Here is a 23268-nt window from a genome sequence, read left to right as displayed (position 1 = left end):
CGGCTACCGGAAGAGGTGGTCCCGCCGCTCCTGCGGACGCAGCGCGGTCAGGCCCAGGATCGAGGTGACGCTCTCGGCGTCGAAGAGCAGGTGGTTGTACTCGGCGGGAACGCGCACGTCGTTGAGCACGGCGGTCGGGGCGCCGGGCCCGGTCGGCTCCTCCGCTCCCCCGGCGGCGGCCACGGGTCCTGAGGCGTCAGGAACGGCCCGGGCCCGGTGAGTAGGGGCTGCCGGGGCCGTGACGGTGTGGCGCGAACGGCGGCGTGGCCGGCGCGTAGGGGTGGTGCGGTCCGGGCGCGAGTAGTCGACGCGCAGGTCGCCGACGCGCACGACGTACCGCTCCGCCCGCCCGGGGCCCTGGGCGAACAGCTCGCGCAGCCGCACCTCGCCGGGCTGCTCGCGGTGTTCGGCCAGCGCGGCCCCTTCCGGCCGCCGGTTGAGCCTGGTACGGCCGTCTGCGTTCATGTCGGACGTCAGCCGTCTTCCCCGGGTGTCCCAGCTGCCCCGGCTGGTCCGCCCTAGTTGGTCAGAAGTTGAGGCGGCCGACGGAGACGGAACTAGATCTCGCCGCGCAGCTTGGCGAGCGCCTCGGCGAGGATGGCCTCGCCGTCCGCGTCGCTGCGGCGTTCGCGCACGTACGCCAGGTGGGTCTTGTAGGGCTCGGTGCGCGGCGGGTCCGGCGGATTGTCCCGGTCCTGTCCGGCGGGGAAGCCGCAGCGCGGGCAGTCCCAGGTCTCCGGGACCTGGGCGTCGCTCGCGAAGCTCGGCTGTGTCTCGTGTCCGTTGGAGCACCAGAAGGAGATGCGCAGACGCGGCGCGGACTCGCCACGCTCGGCCTCGCCCATCGGCCCCGCCCCGACCCGGCTTCCCCGGATCGCGTTGCCACTTGCCACGGTCGTAACTCCCTGCGTCATGGTGCCGCGAAGCGAGTCGGCGTTTCGCTTCACTGCGAGCGCCTCAGTCTACGTAAGGCCCAACGCGCGTCTAGTGATTGGAGTTACAAGCTCCAGCGCGCAGACGCAAGCCCCATGATAGGCGGCGCCGTGCGGCGCGTACCGAACATGGGGCTTTACGTGCGGAAGTGCGTGAGGTGTCAGTTGTTGGCCTTCATGAGCAGGCCGAGCACCATGATGCACGCGAACCAGCACAGACCGACCACCACGGTGATCCGGTCGAGGTTGCGCTCGGCGACCGAGGAGCCGCCGACGGACGACTGCATGCCGCCACCGAACATGTCGGAGAGGCCGCCGCCCTTCCCCTTGTGCATCAGCACCAGCAGCATCAGCATCAGGCTGAAGACGATCAGGGCGATCGAGAACCCCAAAACCACGGCTGGACCAACTTCCTCGGATTCGGATGAACGACGGGGGCACGGTGACAGCAGGCCACCATGCCCCCGCAAGGGTACGACGTATCGCCGCTACCGCATACTCACCGGTCGATCTGCCGGTCGACCCGCCGCCGGCTACTGGTCGCGGAAGCGGACGATCTTCACGAACTCGTCCGAGTCCAGCGAGGCACCGCCGACCAGGGCGCCGTCGATGTCGGGCTTCGCCATGATCTCGGCGACGTTGCCGGACTTGACGGAGCCGCCGTACTGGATGCGGACCTTGCCGGCCAGCTCCTCGGAGTACAGCTCGGCGAGCTTGCCGCGGATGGCCGCGCAGACCTCCTGGGCGTCGTCGGCGCCGCAGACCTTGCCGGTGCCGATGGCCCACACGGGCTCGTAGGCGATCACGACGGTCTCGGCCTGCTCGGCCGGGAGGTCCTTCAGACCGCCCTCGACCTGGGCGAGGGTGTGCTCGACGTGCTTGCCGTCCTCGCGGACGTCCAGCTCCTCGCCGACGCACAGGATCGGGGTCAGACCGTGCTTGTAGGCGGCCTTGACCTTGGCGTTCACCAGCGCGTCGCTCTCGCCGTGGTACTGGCGGCGCTCGGAGTGGCCGATCGCGACGTAGGTGCAGCGCAGCTTGGCCAGCATCGGGCCGGAGATCTCGCCGGTGTAGGCGCCGCCGTCGTGGGCGGAGACGTCCTGGGCACCGTACTTGATCTTGAGCTTGTCGTGCTCGACCAGTGTCTGCACCGAGCGCAGGTCGGTGAAGGGTACGAGGACGGAGACCTCGACGGCGTCGTAGTCCTTGTCCGCGAGGGCGAAGGCGAGCTTCTGGACGTGCGCGATGGCCTCGAGGTGGTTGAGGTTCATCTTCCAGTTGCCCGCCATCAGCGGCGTGCGGGTGGTCATCGGGGTCAGTCCTCCAGTGCGGCGAGGCCGGGGAGCGTCTTGCCCTCGAGGTATTCGAGGGAGGCGCCGCCACCGGTCGAGATGTGGCCGAATGCGTTCTCGTCGAAGCCGAGCGTGCGTACGGCCGCGGCGGAGTCGCCGCCGCCGACCACGGTGAAGCCCGGGGCGTCGAGGAGGGCCTGGGCGACCGCTTTGGTGCCCTCGGCGTAGTCGGGGTGCTCGAAGACGCCCATGGGCCCGTTCCAGAACACGGTGGCGGCGTCGGCGAGCTTCGATGCGTACAGCTTGCGGGACTCGGGACCGATGTCCAGGCCCAGCTGGTCCGCCGGGATGGCGTCCGCGGCGACGGTGGTGGGGTGGGTCGGGGCCTTGGCCTTCAGGTCCGGGAACCCGCCCGAGACCAGGACGTCGACGGGGAGGACCAGCTCGACGCCGTTCTTCTCCGCGCGCTCGATGTACTCCTTGACGACCGGGATCTGGTCCTCCTGGAGCAGGGAGACGCCGACCTCGTACCCCTTGGCCTTCAGGAAGGTGTACGCCATGCCGCCGCCGATGAGGAGCCGGTCGGCCCTGCCGAGCAGCTGGTCGATGACGGCGAGCTTGTCGGAGACCTTGGCGCCGCCGAGGGCGACGACGTAGGGGCGCTCGACCTCGTCGGTGAGCTTCTTCAGGACGCCGACCTCGGTGGCGATGAGGTGGCCGGCGTAGTGCGGCAGCCGCTTGGGGAGGTCGAAGACCGAGGCGTGCTTGCGGTGCACCGCACCGAACCCGTCGCCGACGTAGACGTCCGCGAGGCCCGCCAGCCTGTCGGCGAAGGCGGCGCGCTCGGCGTCGTCCTTGCTGGTCTCGCCCGCGTTGAAGCGCAGGTTCTCGATGACGGCGACCCGGCCGTCGGCCAGAGCGGACACGGTGGACTCGGCGGAGGTGCCGACCGTGTCCTCGGCGAAGGCGACGTCGGCGCCGAGCAGTTCCCCGAGACGGGCGGCGGCCGGGGCGAGGGTGAAGGCGGGGTCCGGGGCGCCCTTGGGGCGGCCCAGGTGCGAGGCGACGATCACGCGAGCGCCCGCGTCGGCCAGGGCCTTGACGGTGGGCACTACGGCGCGGATGCGGCCGTCGTCGGTGATGGTGGTGCCGTCCAGCGGCACGTTCAGGTCGGCGCGGACGAAGACGCGCTTGCCCGCGACGCCTTCGGAGAGCAGTTCGTCGATCGTCTTCAAGAGGGCTCCTGGGTTCTCGGATCGCTCGTGATCCTACGAGGGCTGGTCGCGGCGGACGCGACGCAGGGCCCGGACAGCGCGGCCTTGCGCTGCCCGAGCCCTGCTACCGCATCGAGGTGCCTTGCTGAAGTCGATCAGAGCTGGTTGCCGACGAAGACCGTGAGGTCGACGAGGCGGTTCGAGTAGCCCCACTCGTTGTCGTACCAGCCGAGGATCTTCACCGTCCTGCCGTCCTGGACCATGGTCAGGGAGGAGTCGAAGGTGCAGGAGGCCGGGTCGCCGGTGATGTCCGAGGAGACGATCGCGTCCTCGGTGTAGAACAGGAAGCCCTTGAGGTCGCCGTCGTCGGCGGCCTTCTTGAACGCGGCGTTGACCTCGTCCTTGGTGACCTCGCGCTGGAGCTCCACGACCAGGTCGGTGGCCGAGCCGGTGGGGACCGGGACGCGCATCGCGATGCCGTCGAGCTTGCCCTTGAGCTGCGGCAGGACCAGCGCGGTGGCCTTGGCCGCACCCGTGGTGGTCGGGATGATGTTCTCCGCGGCGGCACGGGCGCGGCGCAGGTCCTTGTGCGGGAAGTCCAGGATCCGCTGGTCGTTCGTGTACGCGTGCACCGTCGTCATCAGGCCCTTGACGATGCCGAAGTTCTCGTCGAGGACCTTGGCCATCGGCGCCACGCAGTTGGTGGTGCAGGAGGCGTTGGAGATGACGTGGTGGTTCGCCGGGTCGTACTTGTCCTGGTTGACGCCCATCACGATGGTGATGTCCTCGTCCTTGGCCGGAGCCGAGATGAGGACCTTCTTCGCGCCACCGGCGATGTGCTTCTCGGCGTCCGCCTTCTTGGTGAAGATGCCGGTCGACTCGATCACGACGTCGACACCCAGCTCACCCCAGGGGATGTCGGCCGGGTTGCGCTCGGAGAGGACCTTGATGGTCCTGCCGTCGACGGTGATGGTGTCCTCGGTGTGCGTGACCTCCTGCTTGAGGCGGCCGAGGATGGTGTCGTACTTCAGCAGGTGGGCGGTGGTCGCGGTGTCACCCAGGTCGTTGACAGCCACGATCTCGATGTCTGCACCCTGCTCCAGCAGCGCGCGGAAGTAGTTACGACCGATGCGGCCAAAGCCGTTGATGCCTACGCGGATCGTCACGAACCGATCTCCTCGTTGGTACGCCGGCCCGATGTGCCGGCGAGCTGTGTTTGGGATGTCCCCGACCACCTCCGACCCTACCTCCCTGCGGCGTCGGGGGTGACATCGAGACGGCCCATACCCGGCAGGGCGGTCCGTACCCGCCAGTAGGGGTACGGACCGCCCTGGGCGACGGGGACCGATCACCCGAATGCGCTACACCGTGTCAGTCCCCCGCGCACCGGAATTCACTCGTCCAGGGCACGCAGCGCCTGCCGGACCAGTGCCGCGCGGGCGGCCGGTTCGGCGAGGTGCTCAAGGCCGAAGCCCAGCAGCACCGTGTCGTCCGTGGTGACCGCGCCGTACGTCTGGAACAGGGTCCCGGTGCGGGACCAGTCCTTCAGGACGGCGGGGCTGCCCGCGGGGGGCCCGGAGACCCGCCAGGCGCCCAGCGAGGTCTCGAAGCCCTCCGTCTGCGTCGCCGTACCGCCCACGACCAGGGAGGCCTCGTCGGCGAGGACGCCGCGGCCGCCGCTGCCGGGGTCGGTGACGTAGGCGATCGACAGCTCGACGGACTTCCCGGCGTAGGCGCTCAGGTCGAACCCGACCTGCTTCCAGCCGCCGGAGGAGCCGGTGAGGCTGTTCCACCGCCCGGTCGTGCCGGCCGCGGTGCAGCCGTCGTCGGACAGGGTCAGGTAGTGCTCCAGCCAGGGGTGCTCGCCCATGTAGAACCCGGCCGCGCACTCCGCGGGCACGGCCGTGCCGGTGGCACCGCCCGCCTCGGCGAGCGTGGTCCAGTCGTCGGCGCCGGTGGTGTGCGCCTCGACCAGGGCGTGGTCGTAGCCGCCCTCGGTGTCCCACAGCAGCTGGGTGCGGAGCGTGGGCCGGTCGGCGGCGGTGACGCCGGTGAGGTCGACGGTGCGGGTGAGGCGCTTGTAGGCGTCGTCGGTGTGGACGGCGGCGGCCATCCACCCGCCCGCGTACGGCCCGTACGGGTTGACCGTCCCGGCGAACTTCCCGGCGCCCTCACTCGCGAACTGCGGGTAGGTGCCGGGATCGAGCTCGTCGGAGGTCACGCTGTACGTGCCGGCGGCGTTCAGCGGGTTGCCGGGGGCGTCGCCGAGCGTGCCGCCGGCTCCGTCGAGTTCTCCGGAGCCGGTGAAGCCGGTGGCGCCGGACGTCGAGGTGCGGGTGTAGGCGCCCAGGTAGTACTGGCTGAAGTCGTCGGAGAGGGTGCCGCCGCCGAGGTCGACGTCACCGCCGGCCTGCTCGCCGGCCTCGACCAGGCTGCCGCCCTCGTTGAGGAAGGCGCGCAGCTGGAGCTGGGTGGCGTTGCCGGGCACCGCGGCGCCCGTGTAGTGGACGACGGTGTCGAAGTGGCCGAGGACGCCGAGCGCGTCGGGAGCGCCCTGCGTGGCGACGTCCCAGACGGCCGCTCGCCGGCCGTTGGCCTTGAGGGCGTCCACGTACGTGCGGGTCTGCGTGGCCTTAGCGCCCTCCTCGGCGACGACGAGGACGTTGGCGCGGGGCCGCTCGGCGACGGTGTACGTGAAGTGCTCGCTCTCGGTGCGCTTGCCGTGCCTTCCGTGCCTGTCAGGGGTTCCCCGCTCCGTCTCGCCGGTGAACCAGACCTCGACGCGGTCGCCGGGGTCGCCGTGCCCGACCCTGGCCCGGTACTCGTCGAAGTACAAGTTGTCCTCGCCGCCGTACGTCTCGCCGCCCCGCCAGGGCCGCAGCGCCTCGTCGTGCGTGCGTCCGCCGTTGACCCGGTACTTCAGCTCCTTGTGGCGCACGGACTTGCGTACGACGACGGAGACCTCCTGGTCGGCGCCGCGCGCGTAGGAGGTGGTGAAGGGGGCCGGGGTGAAGTCGGCGGCGTCCAGGCCGACCGAGGAGGACGGACGGTCGGGGTGGGCGGCGGTCTCCGCGACGGAGAGCGCGAACGGGACGTTCTTGGCGAACTCCTGCTGGATCAGCTTCTCGTCGTCGGGGAAGTTGAAGCCCGACCGGCAGTCGCGCGCGTTCCACCGGTCGTCGGGGTCCACGTCGGAGACGGTCTGGCAGGTCGACATCTCCGGGGTGAACATCGCCATGCCGTTGACGTTGGCCGCGTGCCCGTCAGCCTCGCCGTTGGTGGTGTACAGCTCCGAGGAGACCTGCGGGTGGTAGCCGGGGACCGCGGAGTTGTCGGGCGTGCCGGCCAGCGCCTTGTAGAGGACGTCGTCCGGGGTGTTGGTGGCCACCTGCCAGCCGACGCCGTAGAGGAGGAGTTCGGCGGCGGAGTGGTAGTTGATCCCGTACGCGAAGCCGATCCGCTTCTCGAAGGCGTCCAGCGCCTTGGTCTCGGGCTCGGAGCCCGGGCTCGCGCCGCGGTAGGTCTCGCTGGTGGGGTTGGGGGACGAGCCCTCGTCGTCGTACCCCCACTTGTAGCCGAAGTTGCGGTTGAGGTCGACGCCGTCGCCGGTGCCGATGGTGCCGTCGCCGTTGACGTCGCGCAGGTTCTTGCGCCAGAGGCGGTGGTCGGTGTCCTCGAAGGTGTAGTCGTAGCCGTCGGGGTTGGCCGACAGGACGAACCACAGCTCGGTGGAGTCGACGATCTTCCTGATCCGCCGGTCCTTCTTGTAGTTGTCCAGGTAGTGGTGCATCAGCCGCCGGGTCATCTCCGGGGTGATCCACTCACGCGCGTGCTGGTTGGACATGTAGAGGACGGACGGCTTGGAGCCGTCCTTCGACTTCTTCGCGTGCCTGGTGAGCTTGAGCGCCAGGATGTCCTGGCCGTTCACGGTCTTCCCGATGGAGACGACCTTGGTGAGACCGGGGTTCTCCCGCGCGGTGCGCAGGATCTCCTCGCGCAGGCCGCCGCTGCCGCTGTACGGGCGGAAGACGCCCTCGGCGGCGTCCTCGACCCGCTTCTCGGCCTTGGTGGACAGGGTGTGTTCGGCGAGGTCGACACCCTGCTTCTCCAGCGTGCCGGCCTGCTTTTCGGTGAGGTAGAGCTCCACGGCGGCCGTGCCCCGGTCGGGGACCTGCTCGCCGAGTTCGTGGCCGTCCTGTCCGGCGGCCAGCAGCAGGGGTACCTGCTCCCGGGTGACGTCGGCGCGGAAGACCTTCACTTCGTTCGCGTCCGGGGTCACCGGATCCGCGGGTTGCGCCTGGGCGATGGGCGCGAAGCTCGCTCCGCCGATCAGGAGCGCGCCGACAGCGAGGATCGATCTCGCTCTTCGTCTCATGAACCCCCCTAGATGGGGCCTGTCCAACAGGCCTGGGTTCGCCACAGTGGCGAACAGATGCCAGGCTCATGACAGCTCATGATCGAGTCAAGAGTGCGGCAAGGACACGCTGAAGCCGGTGCCGGTCACCCAAGTGGGCTCCGGCACCGGCTTGTTGGCTCTGTTTTCGCAGGCCGGCCCGTCGGCGGCCGGGTCAGCCGACGAGGTTGTCGGCCAGCTCCTCGCCGATGTTGGCGTCGGTGCCGGCGATGCCGAGGTCCGAGGCCCGCTTGTCGGCCATGGCCAGCAGGCGGCGGATGCGGCCGGCGACGGCGTCCTTGGTCAGCGGCGGGTCGGCGAGGGCACCCAGCTCCTCCAGGGAGGCCTGCTTGTGCTCCATGCGCAGCCGGCCCGCGGCGGCGAGGTGCTCGGGCACGTCGTCGGCGAGGATCTCCAGGGCGCGCTGGACCCGGGCACCGGCGGCGACGGCCGCGCGGGCCGAGCGGCGCAGGTTGGCGTCGTCGAAGTTGGCGAGGCGGTTCGCGGTGGCGCGGACCTCGCGCCGCAGCCTGCGCTCCTCCCAGGCCAGTACCGAGTCGTGGGCCCCGAGACGGGTGAGCAGGGCGCCGATCGCGTCGCCGTCGCGGACCACGACCCGGTCCACGCCGCGCACCTCGCGGGCCTTGGCGGGGATCGACAGCCGGCGGGCGGCGCCGACCAGGGCGAGCGCCGCCTCGGGGCCCGGACAGGTCACCTCCAGGGAGGAGGAGCGGCCGGGCTCGGTGAGCGAGCCGTGCGCCAGGAAGGCCCCGCGCCAGGCGGCCTCGGCGTCGCAGGTGGCCCCCGAGACCACCTGCGGCGGCAGGCCCCGGATCGGGCGGCCCCGGCCGTCCACCAGGCCGGTCTGCCGGGCCAGCTGGTCACCGCCCGCAACCACCCGAACGACGTAACGCGAACCGCGGCGCAGTCCGCCCGGCGCCATCACGATCAGCTCCGAGCCATGCCCGAAGATCTCCAGGATGTCCTGCTTGAGCCTGCGGGCCGCCCGCGCGGTGTCCAGCTCCGCCTCGATCACAATGCGCCCGCTCACCAGGTGAAGGCCGCCGGCGAACCGCAGGGCGGCGGAGACCTCCGCCTTTCTGCAGCAGGTCCGGGTGACGGGGAGCCGGGAGATCTCGTCCTTCACCGCTGCCGTCATCGCCATGGGCCGATCCTTCCATGCATCCGAAAAATACGGTCGTACGCGGCGGCCAGCAGCTCCGGGTCGTGTCTCGGGGTCCCGTCGGTCCGGGCGACCGGAGCCAGCTCGACCGCGGCACCGAACCGTTTCGCGGCATCGGTGAGCGAGTCACGGTCGGGCACGGCGGCCTCGTCGGCCAGCACCACGTCCAGGGCGAGTTTAGGGGCGTGTCGTCCCAAAACCTCCAAATGACGCTGCGGAGAGAAGCCCTCGGTTTCTCCGGGCTGCGGGACGAGGTTCAGCGAGAGCACCCGGCGGGCCTTCGTCTCGACCAGCGCGTCCAGCAGATCGGGCACGAGCAGGTGCGGGATGACCGAGGAGAACCAGGAGCCGGGCCCCAGCACCACCCAGTCGGCGTCCAGGACGGCGTCGACCGCCTCGAAGACGGCTGGCGGGTCGTTGGGCACCAGGTGCACCGACTGCACCTCGCCGGGAGTGAGCGCCACGTTCGCCTGACCCCGTACGGTGTCCACCTCGTCGGGCCGGTCCGGGTCGTGGCCCCTGACCAGGGCCTGGAGCTCCAGCGGCACGGCGGACATGGGCAGCACGCGTCCGTGCGCGCCGAGCAGCTTGCCCACCAGGTCCAGCGCCTGGACGTGGTCGCCGAGCTGCTCCCACAGGGCGACGATCAGCAGATTGCCGACCGCGTGTTCGTGCAGGTCGCCCTGGGACTGGAAACGGTGCTGGATGACGCGGGCCCAGGTCTGGCCCCAGTCGTCGTCGCCGCACAGCGCGGCCAGCGCCTTGCGCAGGTCGCCGGGCGGCAGGACGCCCAGCTCGTCCCGCAGACGCCCGCTGGAGCCGCCGTCGTCGGCCACGGTGACGACGGCGGTGAGGTCGCCGGTGATCCGGCGCAGTGCGGCGAGCGAGGCGGACAGGCCCATGCCGCCGCCGAGGGCGACGACCTTGGGCTGTGCGCCCCGGCGGCGCGGCTTGCCGCCGCGCGTCTGTTCGGGCCGGGCGGCGCGGGTGTCGGCGGGTCTGCCGCCGCGCCCCTCGGGCACCACCCGGCGCAGCCTGCTCAGCCGCGGAGTACGTCCTGTCATTCCCGTCCCATGTCCCGGTGGACGACCACCGTCTCCACGCCCTCGGCTGCTAGCCGGGCTGCGAGCTTCTCCGACATGGCCACGGACCGGTGCTTGCCGCCGGTGCAGCCGACGGCGACGGTCACATAGCGCTTGCCCTCACGACGGTAGCCCGCGGCGATCAGCCGGAGCAGCTCGGCATAGCGGTCGAGGAACTCCTTGGCGCCGGGCTGGTTCAGGACGTAGCTCGACACCTCCTCGTTGAGTCCGGTGAAGGGGCGCAGCTCCGGGACCCAGTGCGGGTTGGGCAGGAAGCGCATGTCGACGACGAGGTCGGCGTCTACGGGGAGGCCGTACTTGAAACCGAAGGACATCACCGTGGCCCGCAGCTCGGGCTCCTCGTCGCCGGCGAACCGGGCGTCCATCTTGGCGCGCAGCTCGTGCACGTTGAGGCTGGAGGTGTCGATCACCAGGTCGGCGTCGCCGCGCAGCTCGCGCAGCAGTTCCCGCTCGGCGGCGATGCCGTCGACGATGCGGCCGTCGCCCTGCAGGGGGTGCGGGCGGCGCACCGACTCGAAGCGGCGCACCAGGGCGTCGTCGGAGGACTCCAGGAAGACGATCCGGCGGGTGACGCCGCGGGCGTCGAGGTCCGCCAGGGACTCCCGCAGGTTGTCGAAGAAGCGCCGGCCCCGGACGTCGACGACCACCGCGATGCGGGCCACGTTGCCCTGCGAGCGGGCGCCGAGCTCCACCATGGTGGGGATCAGTGCGGGCGGCAGGTTGTCGACGACGAACCAGCCCAGGTCCTCCAGGCACTTGGCGGCCGTCGAGCGGCCCGCTCCGGACATGCCGGAGATGATCACCAGCTCGGGGATGGCCGCCTCGTGCGCCCCGGCTGTTTCCTTGCCCGTACTCACCTGTGCTCCGTCGTCGCGGGTCTGTTCTCGTTCCGCTGTGGGCTGTGCCTCGTGCTCGGTCATCTCTCCTGCCCCCGTCGTTCGTCCGGGGTGCCCGCGGACACGGGCTCCCCCGGGGCATCCGCCCTCGTCCCGGGTGCCCCGTCCTCCGTCTCGGGTGCCCCGTCCTCGTCATCCATGATCTCTCCGGTCGCCGTGTTCACGGCGGGAGCGGCCGGGGCGGCCCCGGCCAGGGCCACGGCCACGGTCTCCGCCGTCTTACGGCCTATGCCGGGCACCTCGCAGATCTGGTCGATCGTCGCCGACCGCAGCTTCTTCACCGACCCGAAGTGCTTGATCAGCGCCTGCTTGCGGGTCTCCCCCAGGCCGGGCACGTCGTCCAGTGGACTGGAGCGGAAGCGCTTGGAGCGCTTGGAGCGCTGGTAGGTGATCGCGAAGCGGTGGGCCTCGTCGCGGACCCGCTGCAGCAGGTACAGGCCCTCGCTGGTGCGGGGCAGAACGACCGGGTCGTCCTCGCGCGGCAGCCAGACCTCCTCCAGGCGCTTGGCGAGACCGCAGACGGCGATGTCGTCGATGCCGAGCTCGTCCAGCGCCCGCTGGGCGGCCGCGACCTGCGGCTGTCCGCCGTCGACGACGACGAGCTGGGGCGGGTAGGCGAAGCGCTTGGGACGGCCGTCGTCGTCCTTGAGCGCCGGGCCGTCCATGAGGATCTCACCGTCGTCGGCGCCGGCTCGGCCCGTCGTGGCGGCCGGCGCCTCGGAGGCGGTGGGTCCGTCGGGCGCGGTGTGGCCGGTCGTGGCGGCCCGGCCGTTCGCGCCCTGCTCGCCGTACTCCAGGCCCTCGCCGTCCGCCCACTCGCCGGTCCTCTCCTTCTCGGCGAGGTAGCGGCGGAAGCGGCGGGTGATGACCTCGTGCATGGAACGGACGTCGTCCTGTCCCCTGAAGCCCTTGATCTGGAACCGTCGGTATTCGCTCTTCCGGGCCAGCCCGTCCTCGAAGACGACCATGGAGGCCACGACGTCGTCACCCTGGAGGTGCGAGATGTCGTAGCACTCGATCCTGAGCGGGGCACTGTCGAGAGCGAGGGCCCCGGCGATCTCCTCCAGGGCTCGCGAGCGCGTGGTCAGGTCGGAGGCGCGCTTGGTCTTGTGCAGGACGAGGGCCTGCTGGGCGTTGCGCTGGACGGTCTCCATCAGCGCCTTCTTGTCGCCGCGCTGCGGGATGCGCAGCGACACGCCCGACCCCCGGCGGCCGGTCAGCCACTGCTGGACGGGCTCCACCGGGTCGGGCAGGGCGGGGACCAGGACCTCCTTGGGGACCGCGTCCCCGGTCTCCTCGCCGTACAGCTGCTGCAGGGCGTGCTCGACGAGGGCTCCGGTGGTGATCTCCTCCACCTTGTCGGTCACCCAGCCGCGCTGGCCGCGCACGCGTCCGCCGCGCACGTGGAAGATCTGGACGGCAGCCTCCAGCTCGTCCTCGGCCACCGCGATCAGGTCGGCGTCGGTGGCGTCGGCCAGCACGACCGCGCTCTTCTCCATCGCCTTCTTGAGGGCTCCGATGTCGTCCCGCAGGCGCGCCGCCCGCTCGTACTCCATCTCCTCGGCCGCCTCGGCCATCTGCCGCTCCAGGCGGCGCAGGTACGTGCCGGTGCGGCCGGCCATGAAGTCGCAGAACTCGTCGGCCAGGTCCCAGTGGTCGTCGGGGTCGATCCGGCCGACGCAGGGCGCCGAGCACTTGCCGATGTAGCCGAGCAGGCAGGGGCGGCCGGTACGGGCGGCGTTCTTGAAGACGCCCGCGGAGCAGGTGCGCACCGGGAAGACACGCAGCAGCAGGTCGACGGTGTCGCGGATCGCCCAGGCGTGCCCGTACGGACCGAAATAGCGCACGCCCTTCTTCTTGTGGCCACGCATCACCTGGACGCGCGGGAACTCCTCGTTCATCGTCACCGCGAGGTACGGGTAGCTCTTGTCGTCGCGGTACTTGACGTTGAACCGGGGGTCGAACTCCTTGATCCAGGAGTACTCCAGCTGCAGCGCCTCGACCTCCGTGGACACCACCGTCCATTCCACGGACCCGGCCGTGGTGACCATGGTGCGGGTGCGGGGATGGAGGTTCGCCAGGTCCTGGAAGTAGTTCGCCAGGCGCTGGCGCAGGCTCTTCGCCTTTCCGACGTAGATCACCCGGCGGTGCTCGTCACGGAACCTGTACACCCCCGGGGAGTCCGGGATCTCACCCGGCCTGGGGCGGTAGCTGGAGGGGTCGGCCATGACTCACACCCTACTGGCGGGCACCGACACTCCGGCGGGGCTGTGGACGACGGGCCGCACCCCTGTGGACGGCCGGCCGGGAAGGACGGGGAGGACGGTACGGGACCGGTCGGTCACACCGGGTGGCCCCCGAGGCGGCCGGCCCGTGCTTTCTCGGCCAGGAGCCCATGACGGTCGGGCGTCAGGTGTTGTCCGGACCAGGTCAACACGCTTCAATGCGGGGGGACTCGGGGCCTTGAAGCACGGCGTACGGATGTGAAGACCTCTGCGCCGCGACCGGGGGAGGCGGCCCCGGCCGATTCGTGTCGACGGTCTGACCAGCCGTCGTGAACTTCACAGAAAGGCCTCTGCATGCCGCACGCCACACAGCACGCGGACGTCGCCACCGCGCAACTCGACTCGGCCCTGCGCGGCGGGCCCTTCCACGTCGCCCTGCGCGCCGCGATCGCCGCACGCGGACTGCCGTTGCAGCGCGTGCAGCACCATCTGTCGCGTCACGGGGTGAAGGTGGGCGTCACGAGTCTGAGCTACTGGCAGCAGGGCGCCCGGCGCCCGCAGCGTCCGGAGTCGCTGCGGGCGGTGCGGGCCCTGGAGGAGATACTCCAGCTGCCCGAGGAGTCGCTGATACGCCTGCTCTCCGAGGCCGACGAGGAGGTCTCCGACCGGCGGCGGCCCGCGGCCCGCTCCTACCGTGCCCACCTGGCGGCGTCGGGCGTCCTGGACCGGCTGCTGGCCGAGCTGGGACACCCGTCGCCGGACGGCGGGGTGCACACCCTCGGGCACCACGAACGGATCCGGATCGGACCCGGCCGCGAGCTGGCGGGGCGCGAGTCGCACCACATCGTCCGCGCCCACCGCGACGGCGTCGACCGTTTCGTCGCCGTCCACTACGGCGATCCGGGATGCGCTCCCGCCCGGATGACCGTCCACGCGCTGGAGAACTGCCGCACGGGACGTGTGCGCACCCACCACGACACCGGTGTGCTCGTGACCGAGCTGCTCTTCGACACGCGGCTGCGGACCGGTGACACGCACCTCTTCCGCTACGGCGTCGAGGACGGCACGGCCGGTGTGTCGCGCGAGTACGTCCGCGGGTTCGGCACGGCGGGCGGGCAGTACGCGCTGCAGGTGCGGTTCGACGCCGCGGCCCTGCCGGTGCGCTGCCACCGGTTCACGCAGCACTCGCCGGCGGCACCGCGCGGCGGACGGCAGGAGCTGGCGCTCAGCGGGCAGCACCACTCGGTGCACCTCGTGGAAGCGCGCGTGCGGTCGGGGATGCTCGGGATCGGCTGGGACTGGGAGTGAATGCGGCGACGGGCGGGTGGGGCCGGTCGGTGCCGGTCAGGCTCCCGGACTCGCGATGATCCGTCCCTGCTTCACCTCGACCGGCAGTTCGATGAGCGGCGCGGTCGCCGGGGCGTGCAGCACCTCGCCGGTACGGGCGTCGAACTCGCTGCCGTGACAGGGGCAGACGAGCTTGGCCCCCTCCAGCTTCTCGATCGGGCACCCCGCGTGCGTGCAGACCGTGCTGAACGCCTTCAGGGAGCCGTTCTCGGCCCGGCTGACCACCACGTTCCCGTCCGGGAAGAGTGTGGCGGCGCCCTTGGCGACCTCTCCGTCCGCGCCGAGGTCCACGGGCGCGGTGGGCCTGGCCGGCGCGGCACCGTCGTCGTCCGGGGAGCAGGCGGTGAGGCCGAGTCCGGCCACGGGCGTGAGAGCCGCCGCGCTCAGGACGGTACGGCGGCGCGGGGCGGGACGGCCGGGCATGGGATCTCCACTGGTCGGGACGGCGGCATGCGGGTGCAGAGCGACGATATCCGGCGAGCGCGGCCGTGCCGCGGGCCGGGGGCCGGGGGCCGGACGCGGATGGTTCCTTCGAGGCCGCGTAAACGCTTGCGCAAGCGTTTACGCGTCCTCGGCGGATGAGATACCGTCCGGCCAGTGCGCGCGGACACGGCACCCGTCAGGTGCCGCACGGGGTCGATGCGCGACCGACGCGAAGGGGGCACGCCGGTGGCGACCATGGCCGATGTCGCACGGAGCGCCGGGGTCTCCGTGGCGACCGTCTCGCACGTGCTCAACGACACCCGTCCGGTGCTGCCGCACACCCGTCGGGCGGTGCTGGACGCCGTCGAGGAGCTGGGCTACACCCCGAACACCCTCGCCCGTTCCCTGGTCACCTCCCGCACGCGCTCCATCGGGCTCGCGGTGTCGGCGATCAGCAACCCGTACTTCACGGAGATCCTCCAGGGCGTCGAGGCCAGTGCCCTGGAGCACGGTTACAGCCTGCTCATCGCCGATCCGCACGACGATCCCCGGCACGAGCGCAAGGTCGTCCAGCTGCTGCACGAGCGGCGCGTGGACGGCATGATCGTCGCGCCCTCCGCCGACCCGCGCGACCTCCTCGCCTATCTCGGACGCCACCGGGTGCCGGCCGTGTTCCTCGACCGGGTCGTCGACGCGCCGGAGAGCGACGGCACACCGCGCTTCGACCAGGTCTGCGCCGAGAGCGCCGAGCCGACGACCCTGCTGGTCGGTCACCTCGCCGGACTCGGCCACCGCCGGATCGGCCTGGTCGCGGGCCGGCCGGGACTCAGCACGACCCGCGAGCGGATCACCGGATACCGGCACGGCCTGGCCGCCGCCGGGCTGCCCTTCGACGAGCGGCTGCTGGTCCACGGCGACTCCGAGGCGGCGGGCGGCGAACGGGCCACGGCGGACCTGCTGTCCCTGGCGGTACCGCCCACCGCGCTGGTCACCGCCAACAACGCGATGACCATCGGAGCCCTGCGGGCTCTTCGGGCCCGGGGTCTGTCCGTGCCCGCCGACCTCGCGCTGTGCTGCTTCGACGACTTCGCCTGGGCGGACCTCTTCTCGCCCCGGCTCACCGCCGTCGCCCAGCCCAGCAGGGAGCTGGGCGCACAGGCGGTCCGGATGCTGCTGGAACGCCTCGCCGCGCCGGACCGGCCCGCCCGGACCGTACGGCTGCCCTGCGCCTTCGTCCACCGCACCTCCTGCGGCTGCTCCGGGCAGCGCGGGCAGCCCTCCGAGCAGTCCGGGGAAGCCCATGCCGAGGCCAACGAAAGGACCCTCCCGTGATCGTCGTCGCCGGTGAGGCACTGATCGACCTGGTACCGCAGGGCACGGGCGCCCTCGCCGCGCTGCGGCCGGCGCTCGGCGGCGGTCCCTACAACACCGCCGTCGCGCTGGGCCGCCTCGGCTCGCCCGTCGCGTTCTGCTCGCGGGTGTCGTACGACGCCTTCGGCGAGGCGCTGCTCGACCGGCTGCGCGAGACCGGCGTGGACGTCTCATGGGTGCAGCGCGGCGCCGAGCCGACGACTCTGGCCGTGGCCTCGCTCGACGCGGACGGTTCGGCCGCGTACTCCTTCTATGTGGACGGGACGGCCGACCGGCTGTTCTCGGTGCCCGCCGGTCTGCCGTCCGGCACCCGGGCCGTCTCCTTCGGGACCTGTTCGCTGGTGCTGGAGCCGGGCGCGGGCGCGTACGAGGAGCTGCTGCGCGAGACGGCGGCGCGCGGCGTGTTCACGGCGCTGGACCCGAACATCCGGGCAGGACTGATCCCGGACCCGGGCGCCTACCGGGCCCGGTTCAGGAACTGGCTGCCCTCGGTGTCGCTGCTGAAGCTGTCCGCCGAGGACGCCGAGTGGCTGGGCGGCACGCCCCGGGAGTGGCTCGCGGCGGGCCCGGCCGCGGTCGTGGTCACCCGGGGCGGTGCCGGGCTGACGGCGTTCACCCGTGACGGGGGCGAGTACACGGTGCCGGGCGAGCGCGTGGAGGTGGTGGACACGATCGGCGCGGGCGACACGGTGAACGCGGCCCTGCTGCACGGTCTCGCGGCCCAGGACGCCCTCGGTGAGGGCGCCGTGGCCGCTCTGGGTCAGGACGGCTGGGCCGAACTGCTGGGCTTCGCCGCCCGCGCGGCGGCGGTCACCTGTTCCCGCGCGGGTGCGGAACCGCCGTACGCGCACGAAGTCCCCGTCTGACGGGCACCGGCCGGCCCCGGATGCCGTCCGCCTCAGACCGCCGGACGAACGGCCCGCAGGGCGCCGGGCCGGCGACCGTTCAGGCGGTCCGGGGAGGCGGCCGTGGCGTCGTCCGCGGGCAGGTGCGCGACGATCCGCTGCCCCTCCTCGACCAGTGCCGGCGTCTCGTACTGCAGCCTTGGCGGCCCGGCCTCGGGGTGCTCGATGAGCTGGGTGCCGACGCGCCGGGCCGCCACGCCGAGGCCGGCGAACCGGTCGGTGAAGGCCGCCCCCGCCGTCAGCGTCAGTTCGTCGGCCAGGTCGGTCACGTACGGGTCCCGCAGCGGTGCCTCGTGCCGGAGCTGCGCGACTAGGTCGTCGGCCACGCGGTCCCAGTCCGGGTCGGCGACGCGGGCACGCCCGTCGCTGAACAGGTACCGAAGCAGGTTGGGCCGCTCGGTCGTGAAGATCCAGCTCGGCATCCAGCCGGGGAAGGAACGCTCCCGCAGCCCCGCAGAACCACGCTCAACGCCCACGGTCCTCACAACTCCCACAGACCGCGGGTGTTGCGAGGACCGTTAGAACCCAGGATCCCCCGTGGGGCCCGGCGCTGTCCGGACTCAGGCCTTGCTCGTCCGCGTGGTCTTCTTCGCGGCGGGCTTGACGGCCTTCTTGGCCGTCTTGGCGGCGCTCGTCTTCCTCGCGGTGGTGCCGGTGACCGCCTGGGTGGCGGTCTTCTTGGCGGTTGCCTTGGTCGCGACCGTCTTCGCCGCCGCCCTGCGCGGCCTGGTGACCGAGGCCGCCGCGTCGCTGACCCGGTCGGCGCCGAGGACGTCCTGGAGGAACTTGCCGGTGTGGCTGGCGGGGACGCCCGCGACCTGCTCGGGGGTGCCCTCGGCGACCACCAGGCCGCCGCCGGCGCCGCCCTCGGGGCCCATGTCGACGACCCAGTCGGCGGTCTTGATCACGTCGAGGTTGTGCTCGATGACGATGACCGTGTTGCCCTTGTCGACCAAGCCCCCGAGGACCGTCAGCAACTTGCTGATGTCCTCGAAGTGCAGACCGGTGGTCGGCTCGTCCAGGACGTAGACGGTGCGTCCGGTGGAGCGGCGCTGCAGCTCGCTGGCGAGCTTCACGCGCTGTGCCTCGCCGCCGGACAGGGTGGTCGCGGACTGGCCGAGCCGGACGTAGCCGAGGCCGACGTCCTTCAGGGTCTTCATGTGCCGGGAGATGGCGGGGACCGCCTCGAAGAAGTCGGTCGCCTCCTCGATCGGCATGTTCAGGACGTCGGCGATGGATTTGCCCTTGTAATGGACCTCCAGGGTCTCCCGGTTGTACCGGGCGCCGTGGCACACCTCGCACGGGACGTAGACGTCCGGGAGGAAGTTCATCTCGATCTTGATGGTGCCGTCGCCCGCGCAGTTCTCGCAGCGACCGCCCTTGACGTTGAAGGAGAACCGGCCGGGCAGGTAGCCGCGGACCTTCGCCTCCGTCGTCTCGGCGAACAGCTTGCGGATGTGGTCGAAGACGCCGGTGTACGTCGCCGGGTTCGACCGCGGGGTGCGGCCGATGGGTGACTGGTCGACGTGGACGACCTTGTCGACGAGGTCGTCGCCGTCCACGCGCGTGTGCCTGCCGGGGACGTTCCTGGCGCCGTTCAGCTCGCGGGCCAGGTGCGTGTAGAGGATGTCGTTGACCAGAGTCGACTTGCCGGAGCCGGAGACGCCGGTGACGGCCGTGAACACGCCCAGCGGGAAGGACACGTCGATGTCCTGGAGGTTGTTCTCACGGGCGCCGTGCACGGTGAGGCGCCGGGAGGGGTCGTGCGGGCGCCGGATGTCGGGCAGCGGGATGGCCTTCCTGCCGGACAGGTACTGGCCGGTCTGCGACTCGGCGTTGTCGAGCAGCTCCTTGAGGGAGCCGCTGTGCACCACCTTGCCGCCGTGCTCGCCCGCGCCGGGGCCGATGTCGACGATCCAGTCGGCGACCTTGATGGTGTCCTCGTCGTGCTCGACGACGATGAGCGTGTTGCCCATGTCGCGGAGCCGGACGAGGGTCTCGATCAGCCGGTGGTTGTCGCGCTGGTGGAGGCCGATGGACGGCTCGTCGAGGACGTACAGCACGCCGACGAGTCCGGAGCCGATCTGGGTGGCCAGGCGGATGCGCTGGGCCTCACCGCCGGAGAGGGTGCCCGCCGCGCGGTTCAGCGAGAGGTAGTCCAGGCCGACGTCGACCAGGAACCGCAGCCGCTCGTTGACCTCCTTGAGCACGCGCTCGGCGATCTTCTTGTCGCGGGCGTTGAGTTTCAGCTCGCCCAGGAAGTCCGCGCAGTCGCTGATGGACATCGCCGAGACCTCGGCGATGGACTTGCCCATGACGGTGACCGCGAGGACGAGGGGCTTGAGCCGGGTGCCCGCACAGGTGGGGCAGGGCACCTCGCGCATGTAGCCCTCGAAGCGCTCGCGGCTCGAGTCGCTCTCCGCCTCGCTGTGCCGGCGCTTGACGAAGGGGATCGCACCCTCGAACGCGGTGGTGTACCGGCGCTCGCGGCCGTACCGGTTGCGGTAGCGGACCTCGACCTGGGTCTTGTGGCCGTTCAGCAGGGCCTTGCGGGCGCGCAGCGGCAGGCCCGCGAAGGGGATGTCCGTCCGGAAGCCGAGCGCGTCCGCGAGGGCGCCGATCAGGCGGCCGAAGTAGTCCTTGGTGTGCCCGTGCGACCAGGGGTGGATGGCGCCCTCGTCGAGGGACTTGTCCTCGTCGGGGACGATCAGCTCCGGGTCGACCTCCATGCGCGTGCCGATGCCGGAGCAGTCGGGGCAGGCGCCGAAGGGCGAGTTGAAGGAGAAGGAGCGGGGCTCCAGCTCCTCGAAGGACAGGTCGTCGTACGGGCAGTACAGGTGCTCCGAGTACATGCGCTCGCGCTCGGGGTCGTCCTGGGGGAGGTCGACGAAGTCGAGCACGACCATGCCGCCGGCCAGGCCGAGCGCAGTCTCCACGGAGTCGGTGAGGCGGCGCTTGGCGGAGTCCTTCACCGTGAGGCGGTCGACGACCACCTCGATGGTGTGCTTCTCCTGCTTCTTCAGCGTGGGCGGGTTGGACAGCTGGACGGTCTCGCCGTCCACCCGCGCGCGGGAGTAGCCCTTGGTCTGGAGGTCGGCGAAGAGGTCGACGAACTCGCCCTTTCGCTCGCGCACCAGCGGCGACAGCACCTGGAACCGGCTGCCCTCCGGGAGCTCCAGGACCTTGTCCACGATGGCCTGCGGCGACTGACGCGAGATCGGCCGGGAGCACTCGGGACAGTGCGGCTTGCCGATGCGGGCGAAGAGCAGGCGCAGGTAGTCGTAGACCTCGGTGATGGTGCCGACCGTGGAGCGCGGGTTGCGCGAGGTCGACTTCTGGTCGATGGAGACCGCCGGGGAGAGGCCCTCGATGAAGTCGACGTCCGGCTTGTCCATCTGGCCGAGGAACTGCCGGGCGTAGGAGGAGAGCGACTCCACGTAGCGCCGCTGGCCCTCGGCGAAGATGGTGTCGAAGGCCAGGGAGGACTTGCCCGACCCGGACAGGCCCGTGAAGACGATGAGCGAGTCACGAGGCAGGTCGAGCGAGACGTTCTTCAGGTTGTGCTCGCGCGCGCCACGGACGATGAGACGGTCGGCCACGCCGGTCCGCACCTTTCTTGAGAGAAGTGACAGGGGCGGGGCCCCCGTCATTCTCAGACTAGGGGGAGCCACTGACAACGCCGGTCGGGTTCACCGGTTGTCAACAAACCCCGACTCCCCAGCATGCCCGACGCCGCCACCGACCTTATAGCACGCGCATTCGAATTGCGGAGGCCGTCCACGGCCTTCACTCGAAGGTGTGGCCCGGTCTAGGGTCGGCGGCATGATTGATCACGCCCATGACCTGGTGTATGTACGGGACGCGACCGAGCGGCTGCTCACCGCGGTCGGGAAACTGGACAACGCGTCCGTGACGGAGTCGTCACGGCTTCCCCGCTGGAGTCGCGGCCACGTCCTCGCCCACCTCGCCCGAAACGCCGACGCCCTCGTGAACGTCCTCGAAGGACGCCCCATGTACGTCTCCGCCGAGGACCGGGACAGCGACATCGAGCGGGACGCCTCGCGCCCCCTCGACGCCCAGCTCGCCGACGTGCGCGAGAGCGCGGCCCGGTTCCAGGAGACGGGAGCGTCACCCGCGGACTGGTCCCGCACGGTGGAGCTGCGCAACGGGGTCACCGACTCGGCCTCCCGGGTGCCGTTCCGGCGGTGGGCCGAGGTGGAACTGCACCACGTGGACCTGGGCATCGGGTACGAGCTGGAGGATCTTCCGGCGGAGTTCACCGAACGGGAGACCGGCTTCCTCGCCGCCCGGTTCGCCGGGGACCCCGGTGTGCCGCCCACCCGGCTCACGGACGGCACGCGCGTGTGGCGCACGGGGCGGGAGGCCGATGCCCCCGAGGTGACCGTCACCGGTCCCCCGGCCGATCTCCTCGGCTGGCTCGCCGGTCGGCGCGAGGGCTCCGCGCTCACGGTGGCGGGCGGCCCGCTCCCTGCGCCGCCGCCCCTGTGACCCCTGGGCGGTGGACGGCCGTCCGCGGCTAGGCTGGCCGTCATGACGTACAGCGGAGAGGTCAGGGTCGGCGGCCCCGCCGACGTGCACGAACTCAAAGACCTGATGATCACCAAGGTCGCGGTCGGTCCGATGGACAACAACGCCTATCTGCTGCGCTGCCGGGCCACCGACGAGCAGCTGCTCATCGACGCCGCGAACGACGCGCACACACTGCTCGGCACGATCGGTGACGACGGCATCGCGTCCGTCGTCACCACCCATCGGCACGGCGACCACTGGCAGGCGCTCGCCGAGGTCGTCGCGGCCACCGGCGCCCGTACCCACGCCGGCCGGCACGACGCCGAGGGCATCCCCGTGCCGACCGACGTCCTGGTCGACGACGGCGACACGATCCGGGTGGGGCAGGTGGAGCTCACCGCGCGTCACCTGGTCGGCCACACGCCTGGCTCCATCGTCCTGGTCTACGACGATCCGCACGGACATCCCCATGTGTTCACCGGGGACTGTCTCTTCCCTGGCGGTGTGGGCAACACCCACAAGGATCCGAAGGCGTTCGCGAGCCTGATCCACGACGTGGAGACCAAGGTCTTCGACGTGCTCCCCGACGAGACCTGGGTCTACCCCGGGCACGGCGACGACACCGCGCTCGGCACGGAGCGGCCGCACCTGCCCGAGTGGCGGGCGCGCGGCTGGTGACGGGTCGTGCGGGAGGTACGAGCCCGCGCCCCCGCACCTCCGTACGCGCCCCGTGTGAAGCGTTCGCACACTCCCGCGGGCCGCGCGCGCTCCCGGCGCACCGGTGCGGCGCGGTCGACTGGACATGGCCCCGCGCAGGACGACGGCTCCTGGGCGGCGCGGGCCGCCGGCCTCCCGATCCCCGCCCTCGGCCGGCGCCTCAGGTCCTGGCCGACCCTGCCCCGGCCAGGGCCGCGATCCGCTCCACGCCGAACACGTATCCCTGCACTCCGCATCCCGCGACGACACCGTCGGCACGCTGCGAGACGTAGGAGTGGTGGCGGAACGGTTCACGCTGGTGGATGTTGGAGATGTGGACCTCCACCACGGGCAGCCCGTCGCAGGTGTTGAGCGCATCCAGGATGGCGACGGACGTGTGCGAGTAAGCGGCGGGGTTGATCACGATTCCGCAGTGGCTCAGCCGGGCCTCGTGGATCCAGTCGACCAGTTCGCCCTCGTGATTGGACTGCCGGAAGTCCACCGTGCCGCCGTGCGCGGCCGCCGCCTTCACGCACAGGGCCTCGACGTCGGCGAGGGTGTCGGAGCCGTAGATCTCCGGCTGGCGCTGGCCCAGCAGGTTCAGGTTGGGGCCGTTGAGGATCATGATCGGGGCGTTGGCCAGGGTGCGGGGCACGGTTCCTCCGGTCCGGGAGAGGGGCGGCGGTTCTTGCGCGACCGCTGCTCGGTCCCCGGTTTATCACGGTGCGCCGACCCGCCGGGCGGCCGTACCCTCCGCG

19 protein-coding genes and 1 pseudogene are annotated in these 23268 nt (G+C 71.3%); 5 read left to right on the top strand and 15 right to left on the bottom strand.

Features of this window, described 5'->3' with window-relative positions; genetic code table 11:
• Positions 1-294 precede the first annotated feature (294 nt).
• From ACGFYH_RS03445 to uvrC, 11 genes and pseudogenes are all read right to left on the bottom strand, one after another.
• Positions 295-465: pseudogene (locus tag ACGFYH_RS03445) on the bottom strand (glucose-6-phosphate isomerase); the annotation flags it as partial.
• A gap of 92 nt (positions 466-557) precedes the next feature.
• Positions 558-893 (bottom strand): RNA polymerase-binding protein RbpA, encoded by a 336-nt coding sequence (locus ACGFYH_RS03440; RefSeq protein WP_003976875.1) that lies wholly within the window; start codon positions 891-893, stop codon positions 558-560.
• 200 nt (positions 894-1093) lie between these two features.
• Entirely contained in the window at positions 1094-1330 is a 237-nt protein-coding gene (secG, locus tag ACGFYH_RS03435) for a preprotein translocase subunit SecG (RefSeq protein ID WP_393801433.1), read from the bottom strand.
• A gap of 135 nt (positions 1331-1465) precedes the next feature.
• Positions 1466-2242, bottom strand: coding sequence for a triose-phosphate isomerase (gene tpiA / locus ACGFYH_RS03430; RefSeq protein WP_393801432.1), 777 nt, complete (start codon positions 2240-2242; stop codon positions 1466-1468).
• 5 nt (positions 2243-2247) lie between these two features.
• Positions 2248-3459 carry a phosphoglycerate kinase gene (locus ACGFYH_RS03425; RefSeq protein ID WP_393801431.1) on the bottom strand — a complete coding sequence of 404 codons (1212 nt, stop codon included), beginning with the start codon at positions 3457-3459 and terminating at the stop codon, positions 2248-2250.
• Positions 3460-3593: 134 nt separating this feature from the next.
• Positions 3594-4604 carry a type I glyceraldehyde-3-phosphate dehydrogenase gene (gap, locus tag ACGFYH_RS03420; protein ID WP_393801430.1) on the bottom strand — a complete coding sequence of 337 codons (1011 nt, stop codon included), beginning with the start codon at positions 4602-4604 and terminating at the stop codon, positions 3594-3596.
• A 227-nt stretch (positions 4605-4831) separates the two neighbouring features.
• Positions 4832-7813 carry a M14 family zinc carboxypeptidase gene (locus ACGFYH_RS03415; RefSeq protein ID WP_393801429.1) on the bottom strand — a complete coding sequence of 994 codons (2982 nt, stop codon included), beginning with the start codon at positions 7811-7813 and terminating at the stop codon, positions 4832-4834.
• A 193-nt stretch (positions 7814-8006) separates the two neighbouring features.
• Positions 8007-8996 (bottom strand): DNA-binding protein WhiA, encoded by a 990-nt coding sequence (whiA, locus tag ACGFYH_RS03410; protein WP_393801428.1) that lies wholly within the window; start codon positions 8994-8996, stop codon positions 8007-8009.
• Complete coding sequence (yvcK, locus tag ACGFYH_RS03405) at positions 8987-10078, bottom strand: uridine diphosphate-N-acetylglucosamine-binding protein YvcK (RefSeq protein WP_393801427.1); 1092 nt, start codon at positions 10076-10078, stop codon at positions 8987-8989. The genes whiA and yvcK overlap by 10 nt, the downstream gene beginning before the upstream one ends.
• Complete coding sequence (gene rapZ, locus ACGFYH_RS03400; protein ID WP_393801426.1) at positions 10075-11037, bottom strand: RNase adapter RapZ; 963 nt, start codon at positions 11035-11037, stop codon at positions 10075-10077. The genes yvcK and rapZ overlap by 4 nt, the downstream gene beginning before the upstream one ends.
• A complete protein-coding gene (uvrC, locus tag ACGFYH_RS03395) occupies positions 11034-13241 on the bottom strand; it encodes an excinuclease ABC subunit UvrC (RefSeq protein WP_393801425.1) in 2208 nt (735 codons plus the stop codon). The genes rapZ and uvrC overlap by 4 nt, the downstream gene beginning before the upstream one ends.
• 351 nt (positions 13242-13592) lie before the next feature.
• Here uvrC and ACGFYH_RS03390 point away from each other — a divergent pair, with 351 nt between their 5' ends.
• Positions 13593-14546 carry a hypothetical protein gene (locus ACGFYH_RS03390; protein ID WP_393801424.1) on the top strand — a complete coding sequence of 318 codons (954 nt, stop codon included), beginning with the start codon at positions 13593-13595 and terminating at the stop codon, positions 14544-14546.
• A 36-nt stretch (positions 14547-14582) separates the two neighbouring features.
• Here the strand turns inward: ACGFYH_RS03390 and ACGFYH_RS03385 are convergent, their stop codons facing one another.
• Positions 14583-15008, bottom strand: coding sequence for a Rieske (2Fe-2S) protein (locus ACGFYH_RS03385; RefSeq protein WP_393801423.1), 426 nt, complete (start codon positions 15006-15008; stop codon positions 14583-14585).
• A gap of 246 nt (positions 15009-15254) precedes the next feature.
• Between ACGFYH_RS03385 and ACGFYH_RS03380 the strand changes: the two genes are divergently transcribed.
• Together ACGFYH_RS03380 and ACGFYH_RS03375 are read left to right on the top strand one after the other, a co-directional pair.
• Positions 15255-16340 carry a LacI family DNA-binding transcriptional regulator gene (locus ACGFYH_RS03380; protein WP_393801526.1) on the top strand — a complete coding sequence of 362 codons (1086 nt, stop codon included), beginning with the start codon at positions 15255-15257 and terminating at the stop codon, positions 16338-16340.
• Positions 16337-17245 carry a carbohydrate kinase gene (locus ACGFYH_RS03375; RefSeq protein WP_393801422.1) on the top strand — a complete coding sequence of 303 codons (909 nt, stop codon included), beginning with the start codon at positions 16337-16339 and terminating at the stop codon, positions 17243-17245. The genes ACGFYH_RS03380 and ACGFYH_RS03375 overlap by 4 nt, the downstream gene beginning before the upstream one ends.
• Positions 17246-17277: 32 nt before the next feature.
• Here the strand turns inward: ACGFYH_RS03375 and ACGFYH_RS03370 are convergent, their stop codons facing one another.
• Both ACGFYH_RS03370 and uvrA read right to left on the bottom strand, forming a co-directional pair.
• Positions 17278-17760, bottom strand: a complete 483-nt coding sequence (locus tag ACGFYH_RS03370; protein ID WP_393801421.1) for a hypothetical protein — start codon at positions 17758-17760, stop codon at positions 17278-17280.
• An 84-nt stretch (positions 17761-17844) separates the two neighbouring features.
• A complete protein-coding gene (gene uvrA, locus ACGFYH_RS03365; RefSeq protein ID WP_393801420.1) occupies positions 17845-20883 on the bottom strand; it encodes an excinuclease ABC subunit UvrA in 3039 nt (1012 codons plus the stop codon).
• A 223-nt stretch (positions 20884-21106) separates the two neighbouring features.
• Between uvrA and ACGFYH_RS03360 the strand changes: the two genes are divergently transcribed.
• Positions 21107-21793, top strand: a complete 687-nt coding sequence (locus tag ACGFYH_RS03360) for a maleylpyruvate isomerase family mycothiol-dependent enzyme (RefSeq protein WP_393801419.1) — start codon at positions 21107-21109, stop codon at positions 21791-21793.
• A 42-nt stretch (positions 21794-21835) separates the two neighbouring features.
• Positions 21836-22492: an MBL fold metallo-hydrolase gene (locus ACGFYH_RS03355; RefSeq protein ID WP_393801418.1), complete on the top strand. Its 657-nt coding sequence runs from the start codon at positions 21836-21838 to the stop codon at positions 22490-22492.
• A gap of 199 nt (positions 22493-22691) precedes the next feature.
• Here the strand turns inward: ACGFYH_RS03355 and aroQ are convergent, their stop codons facing one another.
• Positions 22692-23165, bottom strand: coding sequence for a type II 3-dehydroquinate dehydratase (aroQ, locus tag ACGFYH_RS03350; RefSeq protein ID WP_393801417.1), 474 nt, complete (start codon positions 23163-23165; stop codon positions 22692-22694).
• Positions 23166-23268 lie beyond the last annotated feature (103 nt).

The sequence above is a fragment of the Streptomyces sp. NPDC048392 genome, from assembly GCF_043200575.1.
Taxonomy (GTDB): Bacteria; Actinomycetota; Actinomycetes; order Streptomycetales; family Streptomycetaceae; genus Streptomyces.
This window is presented reverse-complemented; position numbering and strand designations above follow the sequence as displayed.